Source organism: Pseudomonas sp. PSPC3-2, from assembly GCF_049897085.1.
GTDB lineage: Bacteria > Pseudomonadota > Gammaproteobacteria > Pseudomonadales > Pseudomonadaceae > Aquipseudomonas > Aquipseudomonas paraveronii.
This window is the reverse complement of record NZ_JAFCVO010000006.1, coordinates 260,130-279,567: the sequence shown is the minus strand read 5'-3', so window position 1 is coordinate 279,567 and position 19,438 is coordinate 260,130. Positions and strand designations below refer to the sequence as shown.

General features: G+C 59.7%; 19 protein-coding genes and 1 pseudogene. 11 read left to right on the top strand and 9 right to left on the bottom strand.

Going from position 1 to position 19,438, the window contains the following annotated elements:
* Positions 1–20 precede the first annotated feature (20 nt).
* Positions 21–476 (top strand): YiiD C-terminal domain-containing protein, encoded by a 456-nt coding sequence (locus tag ACP7CJ_RS12880; protein WP_276195835.1) that lies wholly within the window; start codon positions 21–23, stop codon positions 474–476.
* Positions 477–617: 141 nt separating this feature from the next.
* Here ACP7CJ_RS12880 and cysQ read toward each other — a convergent pair whose 3' ends face one another.
* Positions 618–1,454 (bottom strand): 3'(2'),5'-bisphosphate nucleotidase CysQ, encoded by an 837-nt coding sequence (gene cysQ / locus ACP7CJ_RS12875; protein WP_426101835.1) that lies wholly within the window; start codon positions 1,452–1,454, stop codon positions 618–620.
* Positions 1,451–2,017 carry an ADP compounds hydrolase NudE gene (nudE, locus tag ACP7CJ_RS12870; protein WP_247404398.1) on the bottom strand — a complete coding sequence of 189 codons (567 nt, stop codon included), beginning with the start codon at positions 2,015–2,017 and terminating at the stop codon, positions 1,451–1,453. Before nudE ends, cysQ begins: the two co-directional genes overlap by 4 nt.
* Positions 2,018–2,104: 87 nt before the next feature.
* On the opposite strand from nudE, the gene yrfG reads away from it, so the two are divergent.
* Positions 2,105–2,767, top strand: a complete 663-nt coding sequence (yrfG, locus tag ACP7CJ_RS12865) for a GMP/IMP nucleotidase (protein WP_426101833.1) — start codon at positions 2,105–2,107, stop codon at positions 2,765–2,767.
* A 110-nt stretch (positions 2,768–2,877) separates the two neighbouring features.
* On the opposite strand, the gene lysM is transcribed toward yrfG, so the two are convergent.
* Positions 2,878–3,321 (bottom strand): peptidoglycan-binding protein LysM, encoded by a 444-nt coding sequence (gene lysM / locus ACP7CJ_RS12860; RefSeq protein WP_276195832.1) that lies wholly within the window; start codon positions 3,319–3,321, stop codon positions 2,878–2,880.
* A 132-nt stretch (positions 3,322–3,453) separates the two neighbouring features.
* Here lysM and ACP7CJ_RS12855 point away from each other — a divergent pair, with 132 nt between their 5' ends.
* The 4 genes from ACP7CJ_RS12855 (at position 3,454) to ACP7CJ_RS12840 (ending at position 8,299) form a co-directional block, all read left to right on the top strand.
* A complete protein-coding gene (locus ACP7CJ_RS12855; RefSeq protein ID WP_276195831.1) occupies positions 3,454–4,341 on the top strand; it encodes a LysR family transcriptional regulator in 888 nt (295 codons plus the stop codon).
* 97 nt (positions 4,342–4,438) lie between these two features.
* Positions 4,439–5,278, top strand: coding sequence for a formate dehydrogenase accessory sulfurtransferase FdhD (gene fdhD / locus ACP7CJ_RS12850; protein ID WP_247404386.1), 840 nt, complete (start codon positions 4,439–4,441; stop codon positions 5,276–5,278).
* Positions 5,275–7,623 (top strand): FdhF/YdeP family oxidoreductase, encoded by a 2,349-nt coding sequence (locus ACP7CJ_RS12845; protein WP_426101831.1) that lies wholly within the window; start codon positions 5,275–5,277, stop codon positions 7,621–7,623. The genes fdhD and ACP7CJ_RS12845 overlap by 4 nt, the downstream gene beginning before the upstream one ends.
* Positions 7,624–7,822: 199 nt before the next feature.
* Positions 7,823–8,299 (top strand): glycine zipper domain-containing protein, encoded by a 477-nt coding sequence (locus ACP7CJ_RS12840; RefSeq protein ID WP_276195829.1) that lies wholly within the window; start codon positions 7,823–7,825, stop codon positions 8,297–8,299.
* Positions 8,300–8,377: 78 nt separating this feature from the next.
* On the opposite strand, the gene ACP7CJ_RS12835 is transcribed toward ACP7CJ_RS12840, so the two are convergent.
* From ACP7CJ_RS12835 to ACP7CJ_RS12825, 3 genes are all read right to left on the bottom strand, one after another.
* On the bottom strand, positions 8,378–8,809 hold the full coding sequence (locus ACP7CJ_RS12835) for an acyl-CoA thioesterase (protein ID WP_253392607.1): 432 nt from the start codon (positions 8,807–8,809) through the stop codon (positions 8,378–8,380).
* A 23-nt stretch (positions 8,810–8,832) separates the two neighbouring features.
* The gene (locus tag ACP7CJ_RS12830; protein ID WP_426101829.1) at positions 8,833–10,770 is read right to left on the bottom strand and encodes a RecQ family ATP-dependent DNA helicase; all 1,938 of its coding nucleotides are present in this window, start codon (positions 10,768–10,770) and stop codon (positions 8,833–8,835) included.
* A 286-nt stretch (positions 10,771–11,056) separates the two neighbouring features.
* A complete protein-coding gene (locus tag ACP7CJ_RS12825) occupies positions 11,057–12,232 on the bottom strand; it encodes a tetratricopeptide repeat protein (protein ID WP_426101827.1) in 1,176 nt (391 codons plus the stop codon).
* Positions 12,233–13,094: 862 nt separating this feature from the next.
* Here ACP7CJ_RS12825 and ACP7CJ_RS12820 point away from each other — a divergent pair.
* Positions 13,095–13,451 (top strand): DUF1493 family protein, encoded by a 357-nt coding sequence (locus ACP7CJ_RS12820; RefSeq protein ID WP_017848567.1) that lies wholly within the window; start codon positions 13,095–13,097, stop codon positions 13,449–13,451.
* Positions 13,452–13,537: 86 nt separating this feature from the next.
* On the opposite strand, the gene ACP7CJ_RS12815 is transcribed toward ACP7CJ_RS12820, so the two are convergent.
* Together ACP7CJ_RS12815 and hslO are read right to left on the bottom strand one after the other, a co-directional pair.
* Positions 13,538–15,079 (bottom strand): phosphoenolpyruvate carboxykinase, encoded by a 1,542-nt coding sequence (locus ACP7CJ_RS12815; protein ID WP_276195824.1) that lies wholly within the window; start codon positions 15,077–15,079, stop codon positions 13,538–13,540.
* Between the two features lie 179 nt (positions 15,080–15,258).
* Positions 15,259–16,161 (bottom strand): Hsp33 family molecular chaperone HslO, encoded by a 903-nt coding sequence (hslO, locus tag ACP7CJ_RS12810; protein WP_276195823.1) that lies wholly within the window; start codon positions 16,159–16,161, stop codon positions 15,259–15,261.
* A 126-nt stretch (positions 16,162–16,287) separates the two neighbouring features.
* Here hslO and ACP7CJ_RS12805 point away from each other — a divergent pair.
* A pseudogene (locus ACP7CJ_RS12805) lies at positions 16,288–16,636 on the top strand (phosphatase PAP2 family protein); the annotation flags it as partial.
* Between the two features lie 53 nt (positions 16,637–16,689).
* On the opposite strand, the gene ACP7CJ_RS12800 reads toward ACP7CJ_RS12805, so the two are convergent.
* On the bottom strand, positions 16,690–17,097 hold the full coding sequence (locus ACP7CJ_RS12800; protein WP_426101825.1) for an RNA-binding S4 domain-containing protein: 408 nt from the start codon (positions 17,095–17,097) through the stop codon (positions 16,690–16,692).
* Between the two features lie 117 nt (positions 17,098–17,214).
* On the opposite strand from ACP7CJ_RS12800, the gene ACP7CJ_RS12795 reads away from it, so the two are divergent.
* Genes ACP7CJ_RS12795 through rimK form a run of 3 tightly spaced genes read left to right on the top strand, consistent with a single transcriptional unit; the run spans position 17,215 to position 19,392 of the window.
* Entirely contained in the window at positions 17,215–17,994 is a 780-nt protein-coding gene (locus tag ACP7CJ_RS12795; protein WP_426101823.1) for an EAL domain-containing protein, read from the top strand.
* A 31-nt stretch (positions 17,995–18,025) separates the two neighbouring features.
* Positions 18,026–18,490 (top strand): ATP-dependent zinc protease, encoded by a 465-nt coding sequence (locus ACP7CJ_RS12790; RefSeq protein WP_426101863.1) that lies wholly within the window; start codon positions 18,026–18,028, stop codon positions 18,488–18,490.
* Positions 18,487–19,392, top strand: a complete 906-nt coding sequence (rimK, locus tag ACP7CJ_RS12785) for a 30S ribosomal protein S6--L-glutamate ligase (RefSeq protein ID WP_049710586.1) — start codon at positions 18,487–18,489, stop codon at positions 19,390–19,392. The genes ACP7CJ_RS12790 and rimK overlap by 4 nt, the downstream gene beginning before the upstream one ends.
* Positions 19,393–19,438: the final 46 nt, after the last annotated feature.

Below are 19,438 nucleotides of genomic sequence, written 5' to 3'. Positions count from 1 at the left end.
CTACCCACCAAGAGGCCGCCATGAGCCGCGACAGCCGTTACCTGGAATCCATCCTCCACCACGACATTCCCCTCACCCGGGAAATGGGCCTCAAGGTGCTCGACTGGCAACACGGCCAATTGCAATTGCACTTGCCCTTGCAAGCCAATATCAACCACAAGAGCACCATGTTCGGTGGCAGCCTCTATTGCGGCGCCGTATTAGCGGGTTGGGGCTGGCTGCATTTGCAACTGCGCGAAGAAGGTGTTGAAGACGGGCATATCGTGATCCAGGAAGGGCAGATCAGTTACCCGCTGCCGGTCACACGAGACGCGACCGTGGTCTGCCAGGCCCCGGAGGAGAAGGTGTGGAAGCGCTTTGTGACGACGTACAAGCGACACGGTCGCGCGCGGTTGACGCTGGAGACGTGGATTGTGAATGACGGCAGTGACGAGCACGCAGTGGCGTTCAGCGGCCAGTACGTCCTCCACCGCTAGCCGCCAGGCCACAAAAACAAGTAGGAGGGGCGGTGCGACGATTCGACTTGCTCCCGACGGCGGGGTATCAGTCGGTACATCTGTGACTGAACCACAGTCATCGGGAGCAAGCTCCCTCCCACATTTTGATCTGCTGAGGCCTTAAGAGCGGGCCAGGGTCAACAAGCGTTCACGCCACGCGGCCTTCGCCGGCAACGCCAGGAAGAACGGGTTCAACAGCGAGGCCCGCGCCGGATAGCTGAACGGCTCACCGCTCAACTCCAGCACTTCACCGCCCGCGCCTTCGAGCACGCCCTGGGCTGCGGCGGTATCCCACTGGGATGTCGGCGCCAGGCGCGGGTAGCAATCGGCGCTGCCTTCGGCCAACAGGCAAAACTTCAACGAGCTGCCGATATTCGCCAGCTTCAGCTCGCCCAACCCGTCGCTCAAACCCTTGAGCAAACGCTCCTGCTCAGGGCTGCTGTGCCGACGACTGGCAACCACGGTAAACGCCTCGCCGGCGGCCGGGGCCTGGCGCACTTGGATCGGCATCGGCGCTTCATTCACATCCGAACGCCACGCCCCCAGGCCCGCGCCGCCAAAGTAGCAGCGGCCGCTGGTGGGCATCGACACCACGCCAAACACGACGCGGCCCTGTTCGATCAAGGCGACGTTGACGGTGAATTCCTCGCTGCCAGAAATAAACTCCTTGGTGCCATCCAACGGGTCCACCAACCACCAGCGCTGCCAGCCGGCGCGCACGTCCTGGTCGATATCGGCGTCTTCTTCGGAAAGCACCGGGATGCTCGGGTCAAGTGCGGTCAGGCCGGCGAGAATCAGATGATGAGCGGCAAGGTCCGCCGCCGTCACAGGTGAATCATCGGACTTGGACGTCACCGCCACGTTGGCACGCCAGTACGGCATGATGACTTCACCGGCCTGGCGGGCCAGCTCGATCACCGGGGCTATAAAAGGATGGCCTAGAAACAATTCGCTCATGCGCTGAACGCTCCACGCTGGGTCAACAGGTCTCGTACCAGGTACAACGCGGCCAGGGCACGGCCTTCGCTGAACTGCTCGTTTTGCGCCAGTTGCGACAGCTCGCGCAGGTTGACCCTGTCTACACGCATCGGCTCGGGTTCATCGCCTTCCAGGCGTTCTTCATACAGATCGGTGGCCAGTACCACCTGAATTTTCTGGCTCATGTAGCCAGGCGACAGCGAAAGCTCGGTGAGATGCTCCAACTGGCGTGCGCCATAGCCGGCTTCTTCCTTGAGTTCGCGGTCTGCCGCCGCCAACACATCCTCGCCCGGTTCGATCAGGCCCTTGGGCAAGGAAATCTCATAGGCGTCGGTCCCGCCACAGTACTCTTCCACCAGCAACGCGTGGTCGGCGTCGATCATCGCCACGATCATCACCGCGCCGTAGCCGGCACCGCGCCCCACCAGACGTTCGTAGGTCCGTTCAACGCCATTGGAAAAGCGCAGTTGCACTTCCTCCACGCGGAACAAACGGCTACTGGCGACTATTTCGCGGGCGAGGACGGTGGGTTTCTGGCGCATGAGCGGCTCCTTGGCGTGATCGGGTTACTATACCGTGGCTTTTCCGATTGTCTGTGTCGGATATCTTTACTTACATGAGAACGCCCCATGCCCTCTTTGCCCTGGCACGCCATCGACACCGTCCTGCTGGACATGGACGGCACCCTGCTCGACCTGCATTACGACAACCACTTCTGGATGGAGCACCTGCCCCAACGCTACGCCGAGTTGCACGGGGTGAGCCGGGCCATGGCCGAGATGGAGCTGCAGCCGCTGTTCGAGCGTAATGCCGGCCAGTTGCAATGGTATTGCCTGGATTTCTGGAGTGCGGAGCTGAAGATCCCAGTGCGCGAACTCAAGCTGGAAACCGCCCACTTAATCGCGCTGCGCCCGGATGCGGACACCTTTCTGGCCGCGCTCAGACAGGCCGGCAAGCGCGTGATCCTGATCACCAACGCGCATCGTGATTCGCTCTCATTGAAGATGGAGCGCATTGAACTGGCGCCGTATTTCGAGCGGTTGATCAGTTCCCACGACTACGGTTTCGCCAAGGAAAACCCACAGTTTTGGGACGCCCTGCAAGCCGACATCGACTTCGACCAGGCGCGCAGCCTGTTTATCGACGACACCTTGCCGATCCTGCGCAGCGCCCGAGACTTTGGCGTGGGGCATCTGCTGGCGGTGAAAGCACCGGACAGCCAGAAAGGGCCCAAGGACACAGCTGAATTTGCAGCGGTAGATGACTACCGAGATCTCATTGCGGGACTCTGAACAACTGTGGGAGGGGGCTTGCTCCCGATAGCGGTAGGTCAGTCAACTTATGCATCGACTGAAACGCCGCGTTCGGGAGCAAGCCCCCTCCCACAGTTTTACCGCGTGTACTACTCAGGAATACGCAGTGTCTGCCCTGGGTAGATCTTGTCTGGACTCGACAACATCGGCTTGTTGGCCTCAAATATCTTGTTGTACAGGTTGGCCTTGCCGTACACCGCCAGGGAAATCGCGCTGAGGGTGTCGCCCTTTTTCACCACGACGAAACGCGCTGCCACAATCGGGTCGGTGTTGGTGACCTTGATCTGGTCATCCACGCTCGCGACACCGGCAATGTTGCCCAGCGCCAACAGGATCTTCTCTTTCTCCTCCTGGCTGGCCACTTCACCGGTCACGGTCACTTTGTCGCCGTCGACAGCGGTCTGTACGTTCGGATTACCCAGACCGACCTTGGCCACATGCGCCTTCAACTGATCACTGGCGTTTGCATTACCCGGCGTCAACAGATCGATCAACTTCTCGCCGGCTTCCTTTACAAAGCTGAGAATACTCATGGTGCTCTCTCCTTGGGGGTTAAGTTCCAGATGCAAAAGACTAGACCAGTCCTACAGAATCGGGTTCCAACCCGGCCAAAGATCCAAACGCGCTAGAATCCCCCCGCCATTGGAATAAGCCCTGGAGCGAAGATGGACATCAAGCAGCTGAAATTCCTCATCGCCCTCGACGAAACCCGTCACTTCGGCCAGGCGGCAGCGCGTTGCCATATCACCCAGCCTACCCTGTCGATGCGCCTGCGCAGCCTCGAAGAAGAACTTGAGCTTCCACTGGTCAACCGCGGCCAGCGCTTCGAAGGCTTCACCGCACCGGGTGAACGCGTGCTGGCCTGGGCGCGCACGGTGCTGGCGGCGTATGACGGCCTGCTGGCCGAAGCCGCCGCCTGTCGCGGTAACCTGGTGGGGACGTTGCGTTTGGGCGTGGTGCCGCTGTCGAGTTTCGATCCGCTGGCGCTGATGCAACAACTGCACAAAGAACACCCGAGCCTGCGCTTTGAGCTGTCGGCCCTCAGCTCCGAACAAATCCTCGAACAGTTGGCGAGCAATCGCCTGGACCTCGGCGTGTCGTACCTCGACCGCCTGGACAACGAGCGCTTCGACTCCCTGGCCCTCGGCGAAACCCGCATGGGCCTGCTGTACGACCAACGCTATTTCAGCTTCGGCGAAAAGCCGCTGAGCTGGGAGGCACTGATCGAACTGCCCCTGGGCATGCTCACCAGTGGCATGCACTTCCGCCAGTCCATCGATCACAACTTCCATAGCCGAGGCCTGCAGCCGCAGCCGCTGTTGCAGACCGATGCGGTCCATCAGTTGTTACAAGCTGTCCACGGCGGGCTGTGCTGTGCGGTGATGCCCTTGGACGGCGGCCTGGACGCCCTGACCGAGCATTTGCGCCTGCAACCGATTGAAGACGCCCACACCCTGGCCCGCCTGGGGTTGATCATGCGACGCAGCGCCCCGCGTTCGGCGTTGGCGGAAGCATGTTTCGCGCTGTTTCAGAAATCGCAGACAGAGTCTTGATCGACGTCATCTATCGGTAGATCAGTACTGGCAATTAGACGCGACGCTTTGTCGCGCCTAGTCTAACCACTGACCCATCCGCCGTCGGTACTGCCCCATGAACGCCAAGCGCCCAGTCTGCGCGGCGCCCGCTCTTCAAACGCCCGCGCCCGCCGCCAGCCAGAGCTACCAGTTTTGCACTCTCGAACACACTGAAGTCGCCAGCACCGCGCTGGCGGAAGAAGTGGCGTTGGCGATCGCCTATAACGACATCAGCCAGGCCGTGATGCTGGTGACGCCGACAGACCTGGAAGACTTCATTGTAGGTTTCAGCATCGGCAGCGGCATTATCGCCGACGTTAGCGACATTTATGACCTCAAACTCAGCGGTACGGGCTCTGCCCAGTACGCTCAGGTGCAGATTTCCAGCCGTGCGTTCTGGAACCTTAAGCAGCAGCGCCGCCAACTGGCCGGTACCAGCGGTTGCGGGTTATGCGGCGTGGAAGCGCTGGAGCAAGCCCTGCCGGACCTTGAGGTACTGCCCGGCGCGCCCCTGCCACCGGCCGAATGGCTCGACGGCCTGCGCCAGCGCATCAGCGCGTTCCAGCCTCTGGGCCAGCACAGCGGCGCGGTGCATGCGGCAGTGTTCATGAACAACCAGGGCGAGTTGTTGCTGGGCCGCGAAGACATTGGCCGACACAACGCCCTCGATAAATTGATCGGCGCATTGATCCGCCAACGGATTCCCAGCGAAGGCGGCCTGGCAATTGTCACCAGCCGTTGCAGCCTTGAGTTGATCCAGAAAGTCCTGCGCGCGGGCATCCAGACCCTGGTCAGCCTGTCGTCGCCCACCGGCCTGGCCCTGCAATGGGCACGCCGGCACAACCTCAATCTCATCCACCTGCCGCAGAAAAGTGCGCCGCGGGTCTACAGCCCTGCGATGGAGAAACAGCCGTGAGCAATCATCATCAAGCCGACCAAACCCCGACCCCGCGCTACAAGCCTTACAAAGGTGCCGCAGGCGGCTGGGGCGCGCTGATCAGCGTGGCGCAGGCATGGCTGACCAGCGACAACGCGCTGAAAAACCTGCGCATGATGCTCAAGACCAACCAGAACGGCGGCTTCGACTGCCCGGGCTGCGCCTGGGGCGATTCGCCGGAAAGCGGCATGGTCAAGTTCTGCGAAAACGGCGCCAAGGCGGTCAACTGGGAAGCCACCAAACGCCGCGTCGATGCCGCATTTTTCGCCAAACACAGCGTCACCGCCCTGATCGAGCAGAGCGACTATTGGCTGGAATACCAGGGCCGCCTGACCGAGCCGATGCGCTATGACGCACAGACCGACCGCTATCAGCCCATCAGTTGGGCGGCGGCGTTCGAGCTGATCGGCAAGCACCTCAACGCCCTGCCCAGCCCGGACATGGCCGAGTTCTACACTTCGGGTCGCGCCAGCAACGAAGCGGCGTACCTCTACCAGTTGTTCGTGCGCGCCTACGGCACCAACAACTTCCCGGATTGCTCGAACATGTGCCACGAAGCCAGCGGCGTGGCCCTGGCGCAAAGTGTCGGCGTCGGCAAAGGCACCGTGACCTTTGATGACTTCGAACACGCCGACGCGATTTTCGTCTGGGGCCAGAACCCCGGCACCAATCACCCACGCATGCTCGAACCGCTGCGCGAAGCGGTGAAACGCGGTGCTCAGGTGGTGTGCATCAACCCGCTCAAAGAGCGCGGCCTGGAACGCTTCCAGCACCCGCAACACCCGCTGGAAATGCTCACCAACGGCGACAAGCCGACCAACACCGCGTACTTCCGCCCGGCGCTGGGTGGCGATATGGCCATCCTGCGCGGCATGGCCAAGTTCCTGTTGCAATGGGAACGCCAGGCCCAGGCCGAAGGCAAGGAAGCGGTGTTCGACCACGACTTCCTCAACGAACACACCATCAACGTGCTCGATTACCTCGGCCAGATCGACGACACCTCCTGGGATGAAATCGTCGCGCAGTCCGGCCTGCCCCTGGTGGAAATCGAGCAAGCGGCGCGCATGTACGCCAAAGGCAAGAACGTGATCATGTGTTGGGCGATGGGCATCACCCAGCATCGTCACTCGGTGCCGACCATCCAGGAAATCGCCAACCTGATGCTGCTGCGCGGCAATATCGGGCGCCCGGGCGCCGGCCTGTGCCCGGTGCGCGGCCACAGTAACGTGCAGGGCGACCGCACCATGGGCATCAACGAACGTCCGCCGGTGGCGTTCCTCGACGCTCTGGAGCGGCGTTTCCAGTTCCAGGTGCCGCGAACCAACGGCCACAACGTGGTCGAAGCGATCCACGCCATGTTGGAAGGACGCGCCAAAGTGTTTATCGGCCTGGGCGGCAACTTCGCCCAAGCGACGCCAGACAGCCCGCGCACCTTCGAAGCGCTGCGCAATTGCGACCTGACCGTGCAAATCAGTACCAAGCTAAACCGCAGCCACCTGATGCACGGTAAAGACGCGCTGATCTTGCCGTGCCTGGGCCGCACCGACATCGACATCCAGGCCGAAGGCCCGCAGGCGGTCACGGTAGAAGACTCGTTCAGCATGGTCCACGGCTCCAACGGCCAGTTGCAACCGCTGTCGCCCCTGATGAAATCCGAGCCGGCCATTCTCGCCGGCATCGCCGCCGCGACCCTGGGCAGCAAACCGGTGGACTGGAACTGGCTGGTGGCCGACTACGGGCGTATTCGCGAGCTGATCGCCGACACCCTCCCAGGCTTCAAGGACTTCAACGAACGCATCAAGAACCCAGGCGGTTTCTACCTGGGCAACTCCGCCGGGGCACGTCGCTGGAGCACGCCTTCGGGCCGCGCCAACTTCCGCCCGAACGTCCTGCCCAAGGACCTGATCCACGAACGCACTCACGCCACCGGACGCGTGCCGGACCTGATCATGCAGTCGATGCGCTCCCACGATCAGTACAACACCACCATTTATGGCCTGGACGACCGCTATCGCGGGGTGAAAGGTCAGCGTGACGTGTTGTTCGTCAACGAAGCCGACATCATCCGCCTGGGCTTCAAACCGGGGCAGAAGGCGGACATCGTGTCGCTGTGGGAAGACGGCCGTGAACGCCGCGTAAAAGGCTTCACCTTACTGGCGTTCGATATTCCGGCGGGACAGGCAGCGGCTTACTACCCGGAAGTGAACCCGCTGGTGCCATTGGAAAGCACCGGGGATGGCAGCCATACGCCGACGTCGAAGTTTGTGGCGATTCGCCTGGAGGCGGCGAGCGACAATGGCCTGATCATGGCGCGCTCGGCGTAAATTCCGGGCACAAAAAAGGCCGCTTTTGCATAAAAGCGGCCCTTCCGAAGTAACTACAGACCCGCCAAAATCACTTAAGTTCCTTAGTGAAAACAATAACTTGGCGAATTGTGTACAAGTCGTGTTACTGGTCGGATTTCTATTGTCACAATGTCGACACAGCCTCAGGATCGCGCCGTCATCCTCTTGAGGTCTCTCTATGAAGTTCTCCTCCATTCTCTTGTTGTCCCTTGGACTGGTCAGTGGCGCAGCCATGGCCGGCGGCACCACCGAAGCCGGTGTGGGCGGCGCATTGGGCGGGGTACTCGGTTCGGTTGTCGGCCAGCAGGTCGGCGGTAACACCGGTTCGACCATCGGTGCGGCCCTGGGCGGCGCGGGCGGCAGTGCGGTTGGCGCCGACAAGCGCAGCCGCGGCGAAGCAGCCATTGGCGGCGCCCTGGGCGCAGCGGGCGGCAACGTGGTAGGCCGCAGCATGGGCGGCACCACCGGCAGCCTGATCGGCGCAGCCGCAGGCGGCGGTGCGGGTGGCGCACTGGGCAACTACATGGGCAACAAGAGCAATGAAGACGACCGTGGTTACCGTGGCCGTGACAACCGTCGTTATGACCGGGATGATCACCGTGGTCGTGGCCATGCCTATGGGCATCGCAAGAACAAGCATCACGACCGTGATTGATCAGATCTAGAGAACACTGAAGAAACAATGTGGGAGGGGCGGTGCGACGATTCGGCTTGCTCCCTCCCACATGGGTTTCTAGGCCACCAACCGCTGCAACGCCTCGCGCAACATCCCCGGAATCGTCACCGGCTGGTTCGTTCCCCGATCCACAAACACATGCACAAAGCGCCCCGCCGCACAGGCGTCCTCCTCGCCAGCCTTGAATACCGCCAACTCATACTGCACCGAGCTGTTGCCCAACTTGCCGACACGCAGGCCAATTTCGATGCGCTCGGGAAAGGCGATGGACGCAAAGTAATCACACGCCGAGCTGACCACAAACCCCACCACCTCGCCGTCATGAATATCCAAGCCACCGTGTTCGATCAGGTAGGTATTCACTGCGGTGTCAAAGAAACTGTAATAGGTCACGTTGTTCACATGGCCATACACATCATTGTCGTGCCAGCGCGTGATGATCGGCTGGAAGTGGCGGTAATCGGCGCGCTGGGGCATGGAGTCAGGCATGGGCACCTCTCGTCAAAGTGGGTTTACAGATTACTCAAATGGATTTCGGCCCACTCGCGGACCTCGGCGTAGGGGTAGTCCTCCAGCGCAGCAAAGCCAGGAATGCCGCGTGCCTTCAACTTGGTGAACAGCGGCACGCTGATACCCCCCAGGAACCGCGTCAGCCGTTCGGCGCCGGGCAGTTGGCCGTTGTGCTCATGATGCCTGTGGATAAAATCACCGCACAGCGCCATGAAGTTTTTATCCACAAGCGGCGCCAGGCTCGGCGGCGCGGGCAGATGCGCGACATGGCCGTGACACACAGAACAATGCCCGCAGCGCTGCGGCGCATTTTCATCACCAAAATACCGGGCCAGGCGCTGGCCCAGGCAGTGTTCGGTGGCAAACAGATCGAGCATCGCGTGAATCCGCGCCACTTCTGTGACCTCGTGTTGCTTGAAGCCTGTGTATAACTCGGCGCTCAACACCTGCGGGTCGAAATCGGTATTCAGCAGGCTGTAAACCTCCGTCATCTGCTTGCTTTCCAGCTCGATCAGGCCCTGTTCCTGGAAGTAATCCAGCGCTTTCACCACGCGATTGCGCTCGGCGTGGTGCTGTTGATAAAGCGCGTCGAAATCCACTGTCGCCCAGGTCTTGGCACGTTTACACACCTGGATGATCGCTGCGACAAACGCCTGCCGTTCCCCGGAAAACCGCGCCAACAAGGCGTCGGGCTCGATCAGGTACTTGAACCGGTACTCGGCGTAAAACGCATAGCGCGGCGCGATCACACCTTTGAGTTCCAACTGCACCAGCAGCGTTTTGAGGGGCAGCTCGCGGATGTTGCTGTGGTCCGACAGCGACCGCAGCAGAAACTCCCACTGCCCATCCCCCCGCGCCGCCTGCAACTCTTCCAGCACACGGCGAATGCCTTCCTGCTCCGGCGTGTCGCCGTACACGAAGTTTTCCAGCACATTGAGGCTGTCGCGGTTGGCGAGCACCAGGCAATCCGAGGGCTGCCCGTCACGCCCGGCACGGCCGATTTCCTGGCTGTAGTTCTCGATGGATTTGGGCAGGTCAAAATGCACCACATTGCGGATATCGCTCTTGTCGATGCCCATGCCAAACGCGATGGTGGCGACGATGCAATTGGAACGCCCGCCCATGAAACGCTGCTGGATGCCCTCGCGTTTGTCGTGGGGCAGGCCGGCGTGATACGCCTCGGCCTGGATGCCATTGCGATTCAAGTGCTCGGCGATCTGTTCGGCGGTTTTCTGCAACGTGACGTAGACGATGCTCGGTTGGTTGGGCCGCTCGCTCATCCATTGCACCAGCCGCCGACGCTTGTCCGCGCCGCTCACCGGCTCTACCAACAGGTTGAGGTTCGGCCGGTAGAAGCCCGTGGTGATCACGTTGTCAGGCGCAATGGCGAACTTGGCCTGCATGTCGGCAATCACCTTGGGCGTCGCTGTAGCCGTCAGCAGCAGCGCTTGTGGGATATTGAACTGACGCTGGTAGTCCGGCAGCTTCAAATAGTCCGGACGGAAGTTGTGGCCCCATTCGGAAATACAGTGCGCCTCGTCCACTACCAGCAACGAAATGGGCACGCTTTGCAGGAAGTTGCGAAAACGCTCGTTCTTCAAGCGCTCCACGGAAATCATCAGGATTTTCAACTCACCCGAACGCGCACGAGCCATCACCTCATTGGCCTCATCGCGGCTTTGCGCCGAATCGATACTACCGGCCGAGATGCCATGGCGTTGCAGGAAACCCAACTGGTCCTGCATCAGCGCCAGCAACGGCGACACCACCAGCGTCAGGTGCGGTAGCAACACCGCCGACAACTGGTAACACAGGGACTTACCCGACCCGGTAGGGAAAATCGCCGCCGCCGAACGACCGGCCAGCACGGCACTGACCGCGGCTTCCTGACCCAAACGAAATTGTGGATAACCAAAGACCTGCTGGAGGGTGTCGTGCATAAGCTGTCACTCCATTGACCGCTGAAGGTGGCTCAAAAACATAGCCTGGGATGCTCAGCGAATCGAGATAGGTCGCAAGGAAAAAAGAGACAGGATGATACACAGACTGGGGCAATGGCCTTGGGCCAAATGCGACAAGTTCGACTGTGTCAGTAGGAACATCACAAACCAAATGTGGGAAGGGGATTGCTCCCGATGGCGGTGTATCAGTCAGAAATTAATCGACTGAATTAGCGCCATCGGGAGCAACCCCCCTCCCACATCTTAGAACTGCCCTACAGCTAAATCAGCGGTTTTGCACGCGCTCGATAGCCGTGTCATACACCGGATTGGCCTTCTGCTCCTTGGCCAACTGGTAGTGACGCAACGCATCCGCGAACTGCCCCGCTGCTTCGTAGATCCGCGCAATGTTGTAGTAGGCGCCGGCACGCACGGTCGCAGCATTGGCACCGGTAGCGAGGGCGATGGCCTTGCGGTTGGCCCAGATCGACTCGGCGGTGTTGCCGGCCTTCTGATAGGCCAGGCCCAGGTTGCCGTAGGCTTTGCCGAAGCTATTGTCCAGGTCGATGGCCTGACGGAACAGGTCGATGGCTTCATCCAGCTTGCCAGCCTGGTAGGCCGCTTCACCTTGCAGGTTCAGACGCTTCGCATCCGTTTGCGCGGAAGAGCTGACAGCCACGGCCGCGACTGCAACGCTGTCATCCAGCAACGGTTTGACTTCATTGAGCACGTCCTTGGCGTCCACCTTCACACCGCTGAAGGTGTTGATATCCTGGAAGTCACCGCTTCCGGTCATGCGGAACACTGTCCACAGGTTGCCACTGCGGTTTTTCGGCACGTAGTAAGTACGCACGAGGGACTGGCCCATGTACACGAACACCTTGGCCTCACTGTTGGACAGCTGACGCGAACCTGGGTTGGCGATGTTGGTGAAGTCATGCACGGCATACACGTAGCTTTCGCCGAAGTGTTTTTTCTGCAGGGTGATGGTTTCCGGGCCGTAGCTGTCGACGTCGTCCACATCCAGCTCAGCATCGGCACCCTGCTGATTCTCGAAGTAGATGTTGTTGCCGGGGAAAATCATGTGGGAGTCGAGGTCTTCCGGGGTCTTGCCCCAGGTCAGCACCACACGCAGGCCGTCGAGGTTTTCCATCACTGGGCTGATGGCGTAGGTCATGCCTGCACACGGGCACTTCACTACCAGGTTGGAATAGCCGGGCTTCTTGATGATCAGCAGGTTGCTGGCATCATCGGCCGCTTCGCTGGTGAGGGTCACCTGGCCCTGGGCGTTGGTACGGCCCACTACGTTCTGTGCGCCGTTACGTTGCAGCAGGACTTCGGCGTCGGCGATTTTCTGGTCCTTGACCACCGCACTGAGCACCTCGATTGGCAACTGCTCGGCCTGAACTGAAAACGCTACCGCACACAATGACATCGCCGAAGCGACACGAAGCAAACCCATGCTTAACTCCCTTTAAGTAGTGGACGGGATCGTCCTACAAGATTTTGCGGTGAAACATACGCTGAATTTAGAGCGCTGGCAGAATTTTTCTACAGATTGTGATGTGGTTTTATCGAGCACTGGGTACTACGCCAAGATCAGCTTTTGCCTTGGAGGACGGGCAAACGCAGCGCCCACAATTGATTGGTTTTACCCGGCAAGTCGCTAGCGAAATAAAAAATGCCGGAAGCGCCTGTAAGAAACCGTCAAATACAGCGTAATCCTCTTCCTAAACCGCTTCAAACACCCGCGTGGCCCTCTATAGAAGTGACCTGCGGCTGACCGAAAATAGCGGCTTCTCAACTATTTCGGCAAAAGCCCGTGAATTTAGAAAGGACTCAATACATCGGTCATTACGGCGTCACGCTCTCCGTGATTCGCTTCACCGTAAAGCCTAACGGCAAGCAAGCGCTCAGCGATTTGATATCTCGCAAACCCTGCAACTTGCATAGCGCAGACATCATCATCGGCCTCGATGCTCAGGCGAGCGGTGGCATAGACACTCAGCGCTCAAGCATCTCAATGCACGTGTATTCACATGAACCATAATCAATGGCTTTACCTACAGACGGCGTTATTTCTTGCCTGCTATTTATTGCTTTACTACAAAATCACCGACTGCATGCTAAGAAAGCGTTTCGCCGTTACCTTCGTCGTCACTGGGTTAGTCCTTTTGTTCTGGCTACCCTACGTCGCCATCATCCTTAGCATTCAACTCCTTCCTCTAGCCCTGTTATTGATAGGCTTGGCACTCTTCATCACCCGAAACAAATTTCGCCTCAAACGCAACCATCCCCCTCACCCACTCCTGCGTGCCCCCACCATGAACCTCGCCCCCAACTTCCCCGAAGACCCCGTCATGCAGCAGCTCCTGCAACTGCTGCACGAAGAAATCGGCCTGCCGAAACACAAGACCATTCGCCTGCAGACCTCACTCAACTTCGACCTCGGCTGCGACGGCAGCGAGGCCAAGCAACTCATGGAAGCACTGGAGCAGGAATTCGCCCTCGATCTGGGCGACTACGACACTTATCGTTACTTCAACCCACCGGTGTTTGATGTGTTCCTCAAGCGGCGGGCCAAGGGGCGTGGCGAAAAGGTGCCGCTGACCATCGGCATGCTTTATCTGGCGATCAAAACCCATAGCTGGGACACGCAGACGCTGGAAAATCTGAGCTAACCAGCAAAACAGCCGCAGGCGCCAACTGACCGTTCGCGCAAAAAAAAGCCGCCCACATGGGGCGGCCTTTTCACAACGACCGAATCTTACAACTTCGGACCCGCTGCCTTGATCGCTTCGCTCACGTCAAACTTCTTGAAGTTCTCAACGAACAAACCCGCCAGCGCCTTCGCCGCTTCATCGTAGGCAGCCTTGTCAGCCCAGGTGTTACGGGGGTTCAACAGGCCGGTCTCAACGCCCGGCACAGCCAATGGCACGTCCAGGTTGATGGTGTTGAGGTGTTCGGTTTCAACGCCGATCAACGCGCCGCTCTGGATCGCTGCGATCACGCCACGGGTGGTCGGGATGTTGAAGCGTTGGCCGACGCCGTAGCCGCCGCCGGTCCAGCCGGTGTTGACCAGGTAGACCTTGGAGCCGAAGCCGCGGATGCGCTTGATCAGCAGCTCGGCGTATTCGCCAGCCGGGCGCGGGAAGAACGGCGCGCCGAAGCAAGTCGAGAAGGTCGACTTGATGCCGCTGCCCGAACCCATTTCAGTCGAGCCCACCAGTGCGGTGTAGCCGGACAGGAAGTGGTAGGCGGCTTGTTCTTCGCTGAGGATCGACACAGGCGGAAGTACGCCGGTCAGGTCGCAGGTCAGGAAGATCACCGCGTTTGGCTCGCCACCGAGGTTTTTCTCGGAACGCTTGGCTATGTGCTCAAGCGGGTAGGCGGCTCGGCTGTTCTGGGTCAGGCTGACATCGCTGTAGTCGGCGTGCTTGGCCTCGTCGATGACGACGTTTTCCAGAACGGCGCCGTGCTTGATGGCTTTCCAGATAACCGGCTCGTTCTTCTCGGACAGGTCGATGCACTTGGCATAGCAACCGCCTTCGATGTTGAACACCACGCCCTCGCCCCAGCCATGTTCGTCGTCACCGATCAGGTAACGGCTTTCGTCGGCGGACAGAGTGGTCTTGCCAGTGCCGGACAGGCCGAAGAACAGGGTCACGTCGCCTGCTTCGCCGATGTTGGCGGCGCAGTGCATCGGCAGTACGTCGACGGCCGGCAGCAGGAAGTTCTGCACCGAGAACATGGCTTTCTTCATTTCACCGGCGTAAAGCATGCCGGCGATCAGCACTTTTTTCTGGGCGAAGTTGAGGATCACGCAACCATCGGAGTTGGTGCCGTCACGCTCAGGCACGCACTCGAAGTTGGCCACGTTGAGCACTTGCCACTCATCACGGCCGGCCGGGTTGTACTGGGCCGGATTGATGAACAGGCAAAGACCGAACAGGTTATGCCAGGCAGTCTGGGTGGTCATCTTCACGGCCAGGTAGTGGTCTTCGGAAGCCCCTACATGGACGTGGGAAACAAAATGCTCTTGCGCGTTGTTGAATGCCTCGACGCGAGCCCACAGGGCATCGAACTTGTCGGCCGGGAACTTGCGGTTGATCGGGCCCCAGGCAATGGCGTCCTGGGTCGAAGGCTCTTCAACGATGAAACGGTCAACTGGCGAACGGCCGGTACGGTGACCGGTTTCTACGACCAGCGCGCCAGTATCGGCAAGCACGCCTTCACCGCGCTGCAGGGCTTCTTTGACCAGATCGTCAACACTCAGATCGGTGTATACGGCGTTATTGGCTTGCGTCATGAGGTTCCCCGTCGGCCTATGGCCGAGTGCTCCAAACGTTTTGTAGTAGAAAGTTGCGCACTACTACCGCGAAAAAAGTGGGCCGGATTATGCCAGAAAAGCCCAAAAAAAGTAGGGCCCTCCCGTCAGAACAGCGCTAATCCGGCAATTGTCAGGTGATTTACCTGTGCTTAAACGTTTTAGTGGCGGGTATCAGAGGGCGTGTCGATACCAGCGCCGGCGAACAATTGGACGATATCAGCGGCGTCGAACAGGTACCGCTGGTTGCAAAACTGGCAGTCGATCTCGATATGACCACCGTGTTCCACCACCAGGTTTTGCGCATCTTCCAGGCCGAGGCTGACCAGCGCATTCGCCGAGCGCTCGCGGGAGCAACTGCAATGGAAGCGCAGGCCCTGCGCATCGAACAGGCGCACAGCCTCTTCGTGGTACAGGCGGTGCAGGATGGTTTCGTTGTCCAGGGCCAACAGCTCTTCAGCGGTCAGGGTGCCGGCCAGGGCAGTGAGGTTGCGCCAGCTTTCAGTGCGGTCGTCGTCATCCTTGATGCGGTCGGCGGGCAACTGTTGCAGCAACAGGCCACGGGCGCGCTTGCCGTCGGCGTTGAGCCAGAAACGCGTGCCAATCTGCTGGGACATGACGAAATAGTTGGTGAAGCAGTCCGACAGGTTTTCGCCGTCGAGGTCGACGATGCCCTGGTAACGCTGGCCTTCGGTCGGGTCGACGGTGAGCGCCAGCACGCCGTTGGGCATCAGGTCGGCCAGGGTGGCGTCAGGGGCGATCAGGTCAGCGTCATACCGGGCCAGACCACGGATCTCACGCTCGCTGGAGCACTCGATCATCAGCAACGGGACCGGACCTTCGGAGCGGGCTTGCAGGATCAGCAAGCCGTCGAATTTCATGCTGCCTACCAGCAGCGCCGCGGCGGCCATCAACTCACCGAGCAGTTGCGCGACAGGCTCCGGATAGGGGTGCTTGGCGAGGACTTCGGCATAGCTGCGCTCCAGCGAGACCAGTTCGCCACGGGCGTCGTTCTCGTCGAAGATGAAGCGTTGGGTGAAGTCGGTATCCGGTAAATCAGTCATAGGTCTAGGTATCTGAATTGATGACAAGATTATTACAAATTTTATAAAAATGAACGCTTTAGCACCATTATGGTGCGGCCCTCTCCTGAAAACAGAGAGCTTATAGAGAGCGAAGAGGGACAGTTTATGAACAATCCGGGTTTGTTCCAAGCCAAGTGGAATCCCCGGCGATGGGCTCTTTGCAATTTACTCGCAATCGGGCTGCTGTGTTTTTGGCTGTGGCCCGCGGGCCAGATGCTGTGCGTGTTTTTCGACGAGTGGCTGTTTCACCTGCTCAATGCCCCGCTGGCGAACAATTCGACCTGGCTGCATGCGTGGGCCGTGGCCAGCCAGCGGCGTTTGATGTCGATGCTGCTCAGCGGCGCTGATTCAGATGAGCGACTATTTCCCGGGGCTGGAGAAAACCTGCGCGTTGAAAGACCGTTCGAGCCAGGGTGTCCCTGGGGATCATGCTTCGGTGTTGCTGATCTGGGGGCCGGCGCGCGCTGCCACATGCATCGATCTGCTTTGCGCTAAAGATGCGCGCGGTCAATCGTCATTACCACTGCCGCGAAACTTGAACAGGTCACGGCGCTGCTTCTTGCTCGGCTTGCCATCGGTGGTCATGCCTGTGGCACCGGCCTTGCGCATGGCCGCTGCGTTTTCGCGCTTGGCAATGCTGGCTTCGGTCTCGGCGTACAGCGCCTGCGCTTCGGGCGCGCCACGGCGCACGGCGGAAAGCGCCTGGACCACGATCGTTTTTTCGTCAAACCCTATACGAATCTGCAACTCATCGCCGACGCGCGGCTCTTTGCCCGGCTTGCAGCGTTCGCCGCGATGATGCACCTTGCCACTCTCGATAGCGGCCTTGGCCAAGGCACGGGTTTTATAGAAGCGCGCCGCCCATAGCCACTTGTCCAGACGGATTTTGTCTTCCTCTGCCTGCTTCTGAGCCACTTGAATTCCTCGCACTGAAAAATGCCGCAACTTTAACTGTTGAAACGCTTCGACGCATAAACCCCAAGGCTCACCTAAGATACGCCAGGTAGCCGCCTGTTTTCGCGAGGATACGCTGTGACCGACTTCCCGACTTCACTCACATCGCCCAACCAGCGTTGCGTGGGCTGCCAGCAAAGCGAGCAATTGGGTTTTGATTTTGCATTCGCCTACCAACCGATCGTAGACCTTCGCGACCATTCGGTGTTCGCCCACGAAGCCTTGGTGCGAGGCACGCAGGGTGAGGGCGCGTTGTCGGTGTTAAACCAGGTCAGCGATAGCAACCGCTACCGTTTCGACCAGCGCTGCCGCACCAAAGCGATCGCCGGCGCCGCCGCCCTGGGGATGCAAACCTATCTTTCCATCAATTTCATGCCCAACGCGGTGTATCGACCCGAGCTGTGCATTCGCAGCACCCTGGAGGCCGCCCGCACGCACAATTTTCCGCTGAATCAGCTGATTTTCGAGACGCTGGAAAGCGAGCACATAGATAACCATCGCCATTTGACGAATATTCTGCGTGAATACCGCGAATTCGGCTTCAAAACTGCCATCGACGATTTCGGCGCGGGCTATTCGGGGCTGAACCTACTGGCCGATTTCCAACCTGACTTGATCAAACTCGACATGGCGCTGATCCGCAATATCGACCAGGATCGTGTCCGCCAGGTCATCGTCCAGGGGATTGTCACAATCTGTGAGCAGTTGGGCGTTACTGTCATCGCTGAAGGCATTGAAAGTGCCGGTGAGCGTGACTTCCTGTCCGACTGTGGAATATTTCTGATGCAGGGCTACTGGTTCGCCAGACCCGCATTCAACGCGCTGGCCGAGGTTTCCCCTCAAGCCTGGGCGAATTGACCGGTTACCCATATTGAAGACATTTGACCATTTGACCGTTGTCGGTCTGCGTGAGTGGGTGGCACTTCCCGACTTGGGAGTGGCAGGCCTGCGCGCGAAGATCGACACCGGAGCCAGCACCTCAAGCCTGCATGCCACCGATATCGAGCCCTTTGAGCGCGACGGTGAGAAATGGGTGCGTTTTACCGCACACCTGGGCAGCGTCGTGCAGTTGCGTCACCGCCGCTGCGAAGCGCCGCTGATGGCGATGAAAACCATCAAGAGCTCCAATGGTCATGCGCAGGTGCGCTATGTGATCAGCACCACCCTGGCATTGGGCGACCGGGTATGGCGGGTCGAATTCACCCTCGCCTGCCGCAAGGCCATGCGCTACCGCCTGCTCCTCGGTTCCAAAGCGCTGATTGACGGCCAGTTGGTGGTCAATCCCGGCGTCAAGTACGTTCAAGACAAGCCGGTGTTCCCGGTCTCTACTATTTCTGCCCCAGGTGCTGCATGAAGATTGCTGTGCTGTCGCGAAACCCGCGCCTATATTCCACCCGCCGCCTGGTCGAGGCCGGCACCGAACGCGGCCATGAAATGGTGGTGATCGACACGTTGCGTGCGTATATGAATATTGCCAGCCATAAGCCGCAGATCCACTACCGCGGCAAACCATTGGAAGGCTTTGACGCGGTAATCCCGCGTATCGGCGCCTCGGTGACCTTTTATGGCTGCGCGGTGCTGCGCCAGTTTGAAATGATGGGCGTCTCCCCGCTGAATGAATCCGTCGCGATTGCGCGCTCACGGGACAAGCTGCGCTCGCTGCAATTGCTCTCGCGCCGGGGTATCGGCCTGCCGGTTACAGGCTTTGCCCACTCTCCGGACGACATTCCCGACCTGATCGAAATGGTCAACGGCGCGCCGCTGGTGATCAAGGTGCTGGAAGGCACCCAGGGCATCGGCGTGGTGCTGTGCGAAACCGCCACGGCGGCGGAGTCGGTGATCGAGGCGTTCATGGGCCTCAAGCAGAACATCATGGTGCAGGAATACATCAAGGAAGCCGGCGGTGCGGATATCCGCTGCTTCGTGGTCGGCGACAAGGTGATTGCCGCGATGAAACGCCAGGCCAAGCCTGGAGAGTTCCGCTCCAACCTGCACCGTGGCGGCAGCGCCAGCCTGATCAAGATCACCCCCGAAGAACGCATGACCGCGCTACGGGCGGCCAAGGTCATGGGGTTGAGCGTGGCGGGTGTGGATATCCTGCGCTCCAACCATGGCCCACTGGTGATGGAAGTCAATTCATCACCCGGCCTGGAAGGCATCGAGACTACCACCGGCAAGGATGTGGCGGGGATCATCATTCAGCATCTGGAGAAGAGTGGTGGGGCGAATATGACCAGGACCAAAGGCAAGGGCTGATCGCGTAACACCTTAAACACGCTGAAAAACCTATATGGGAGCGGGC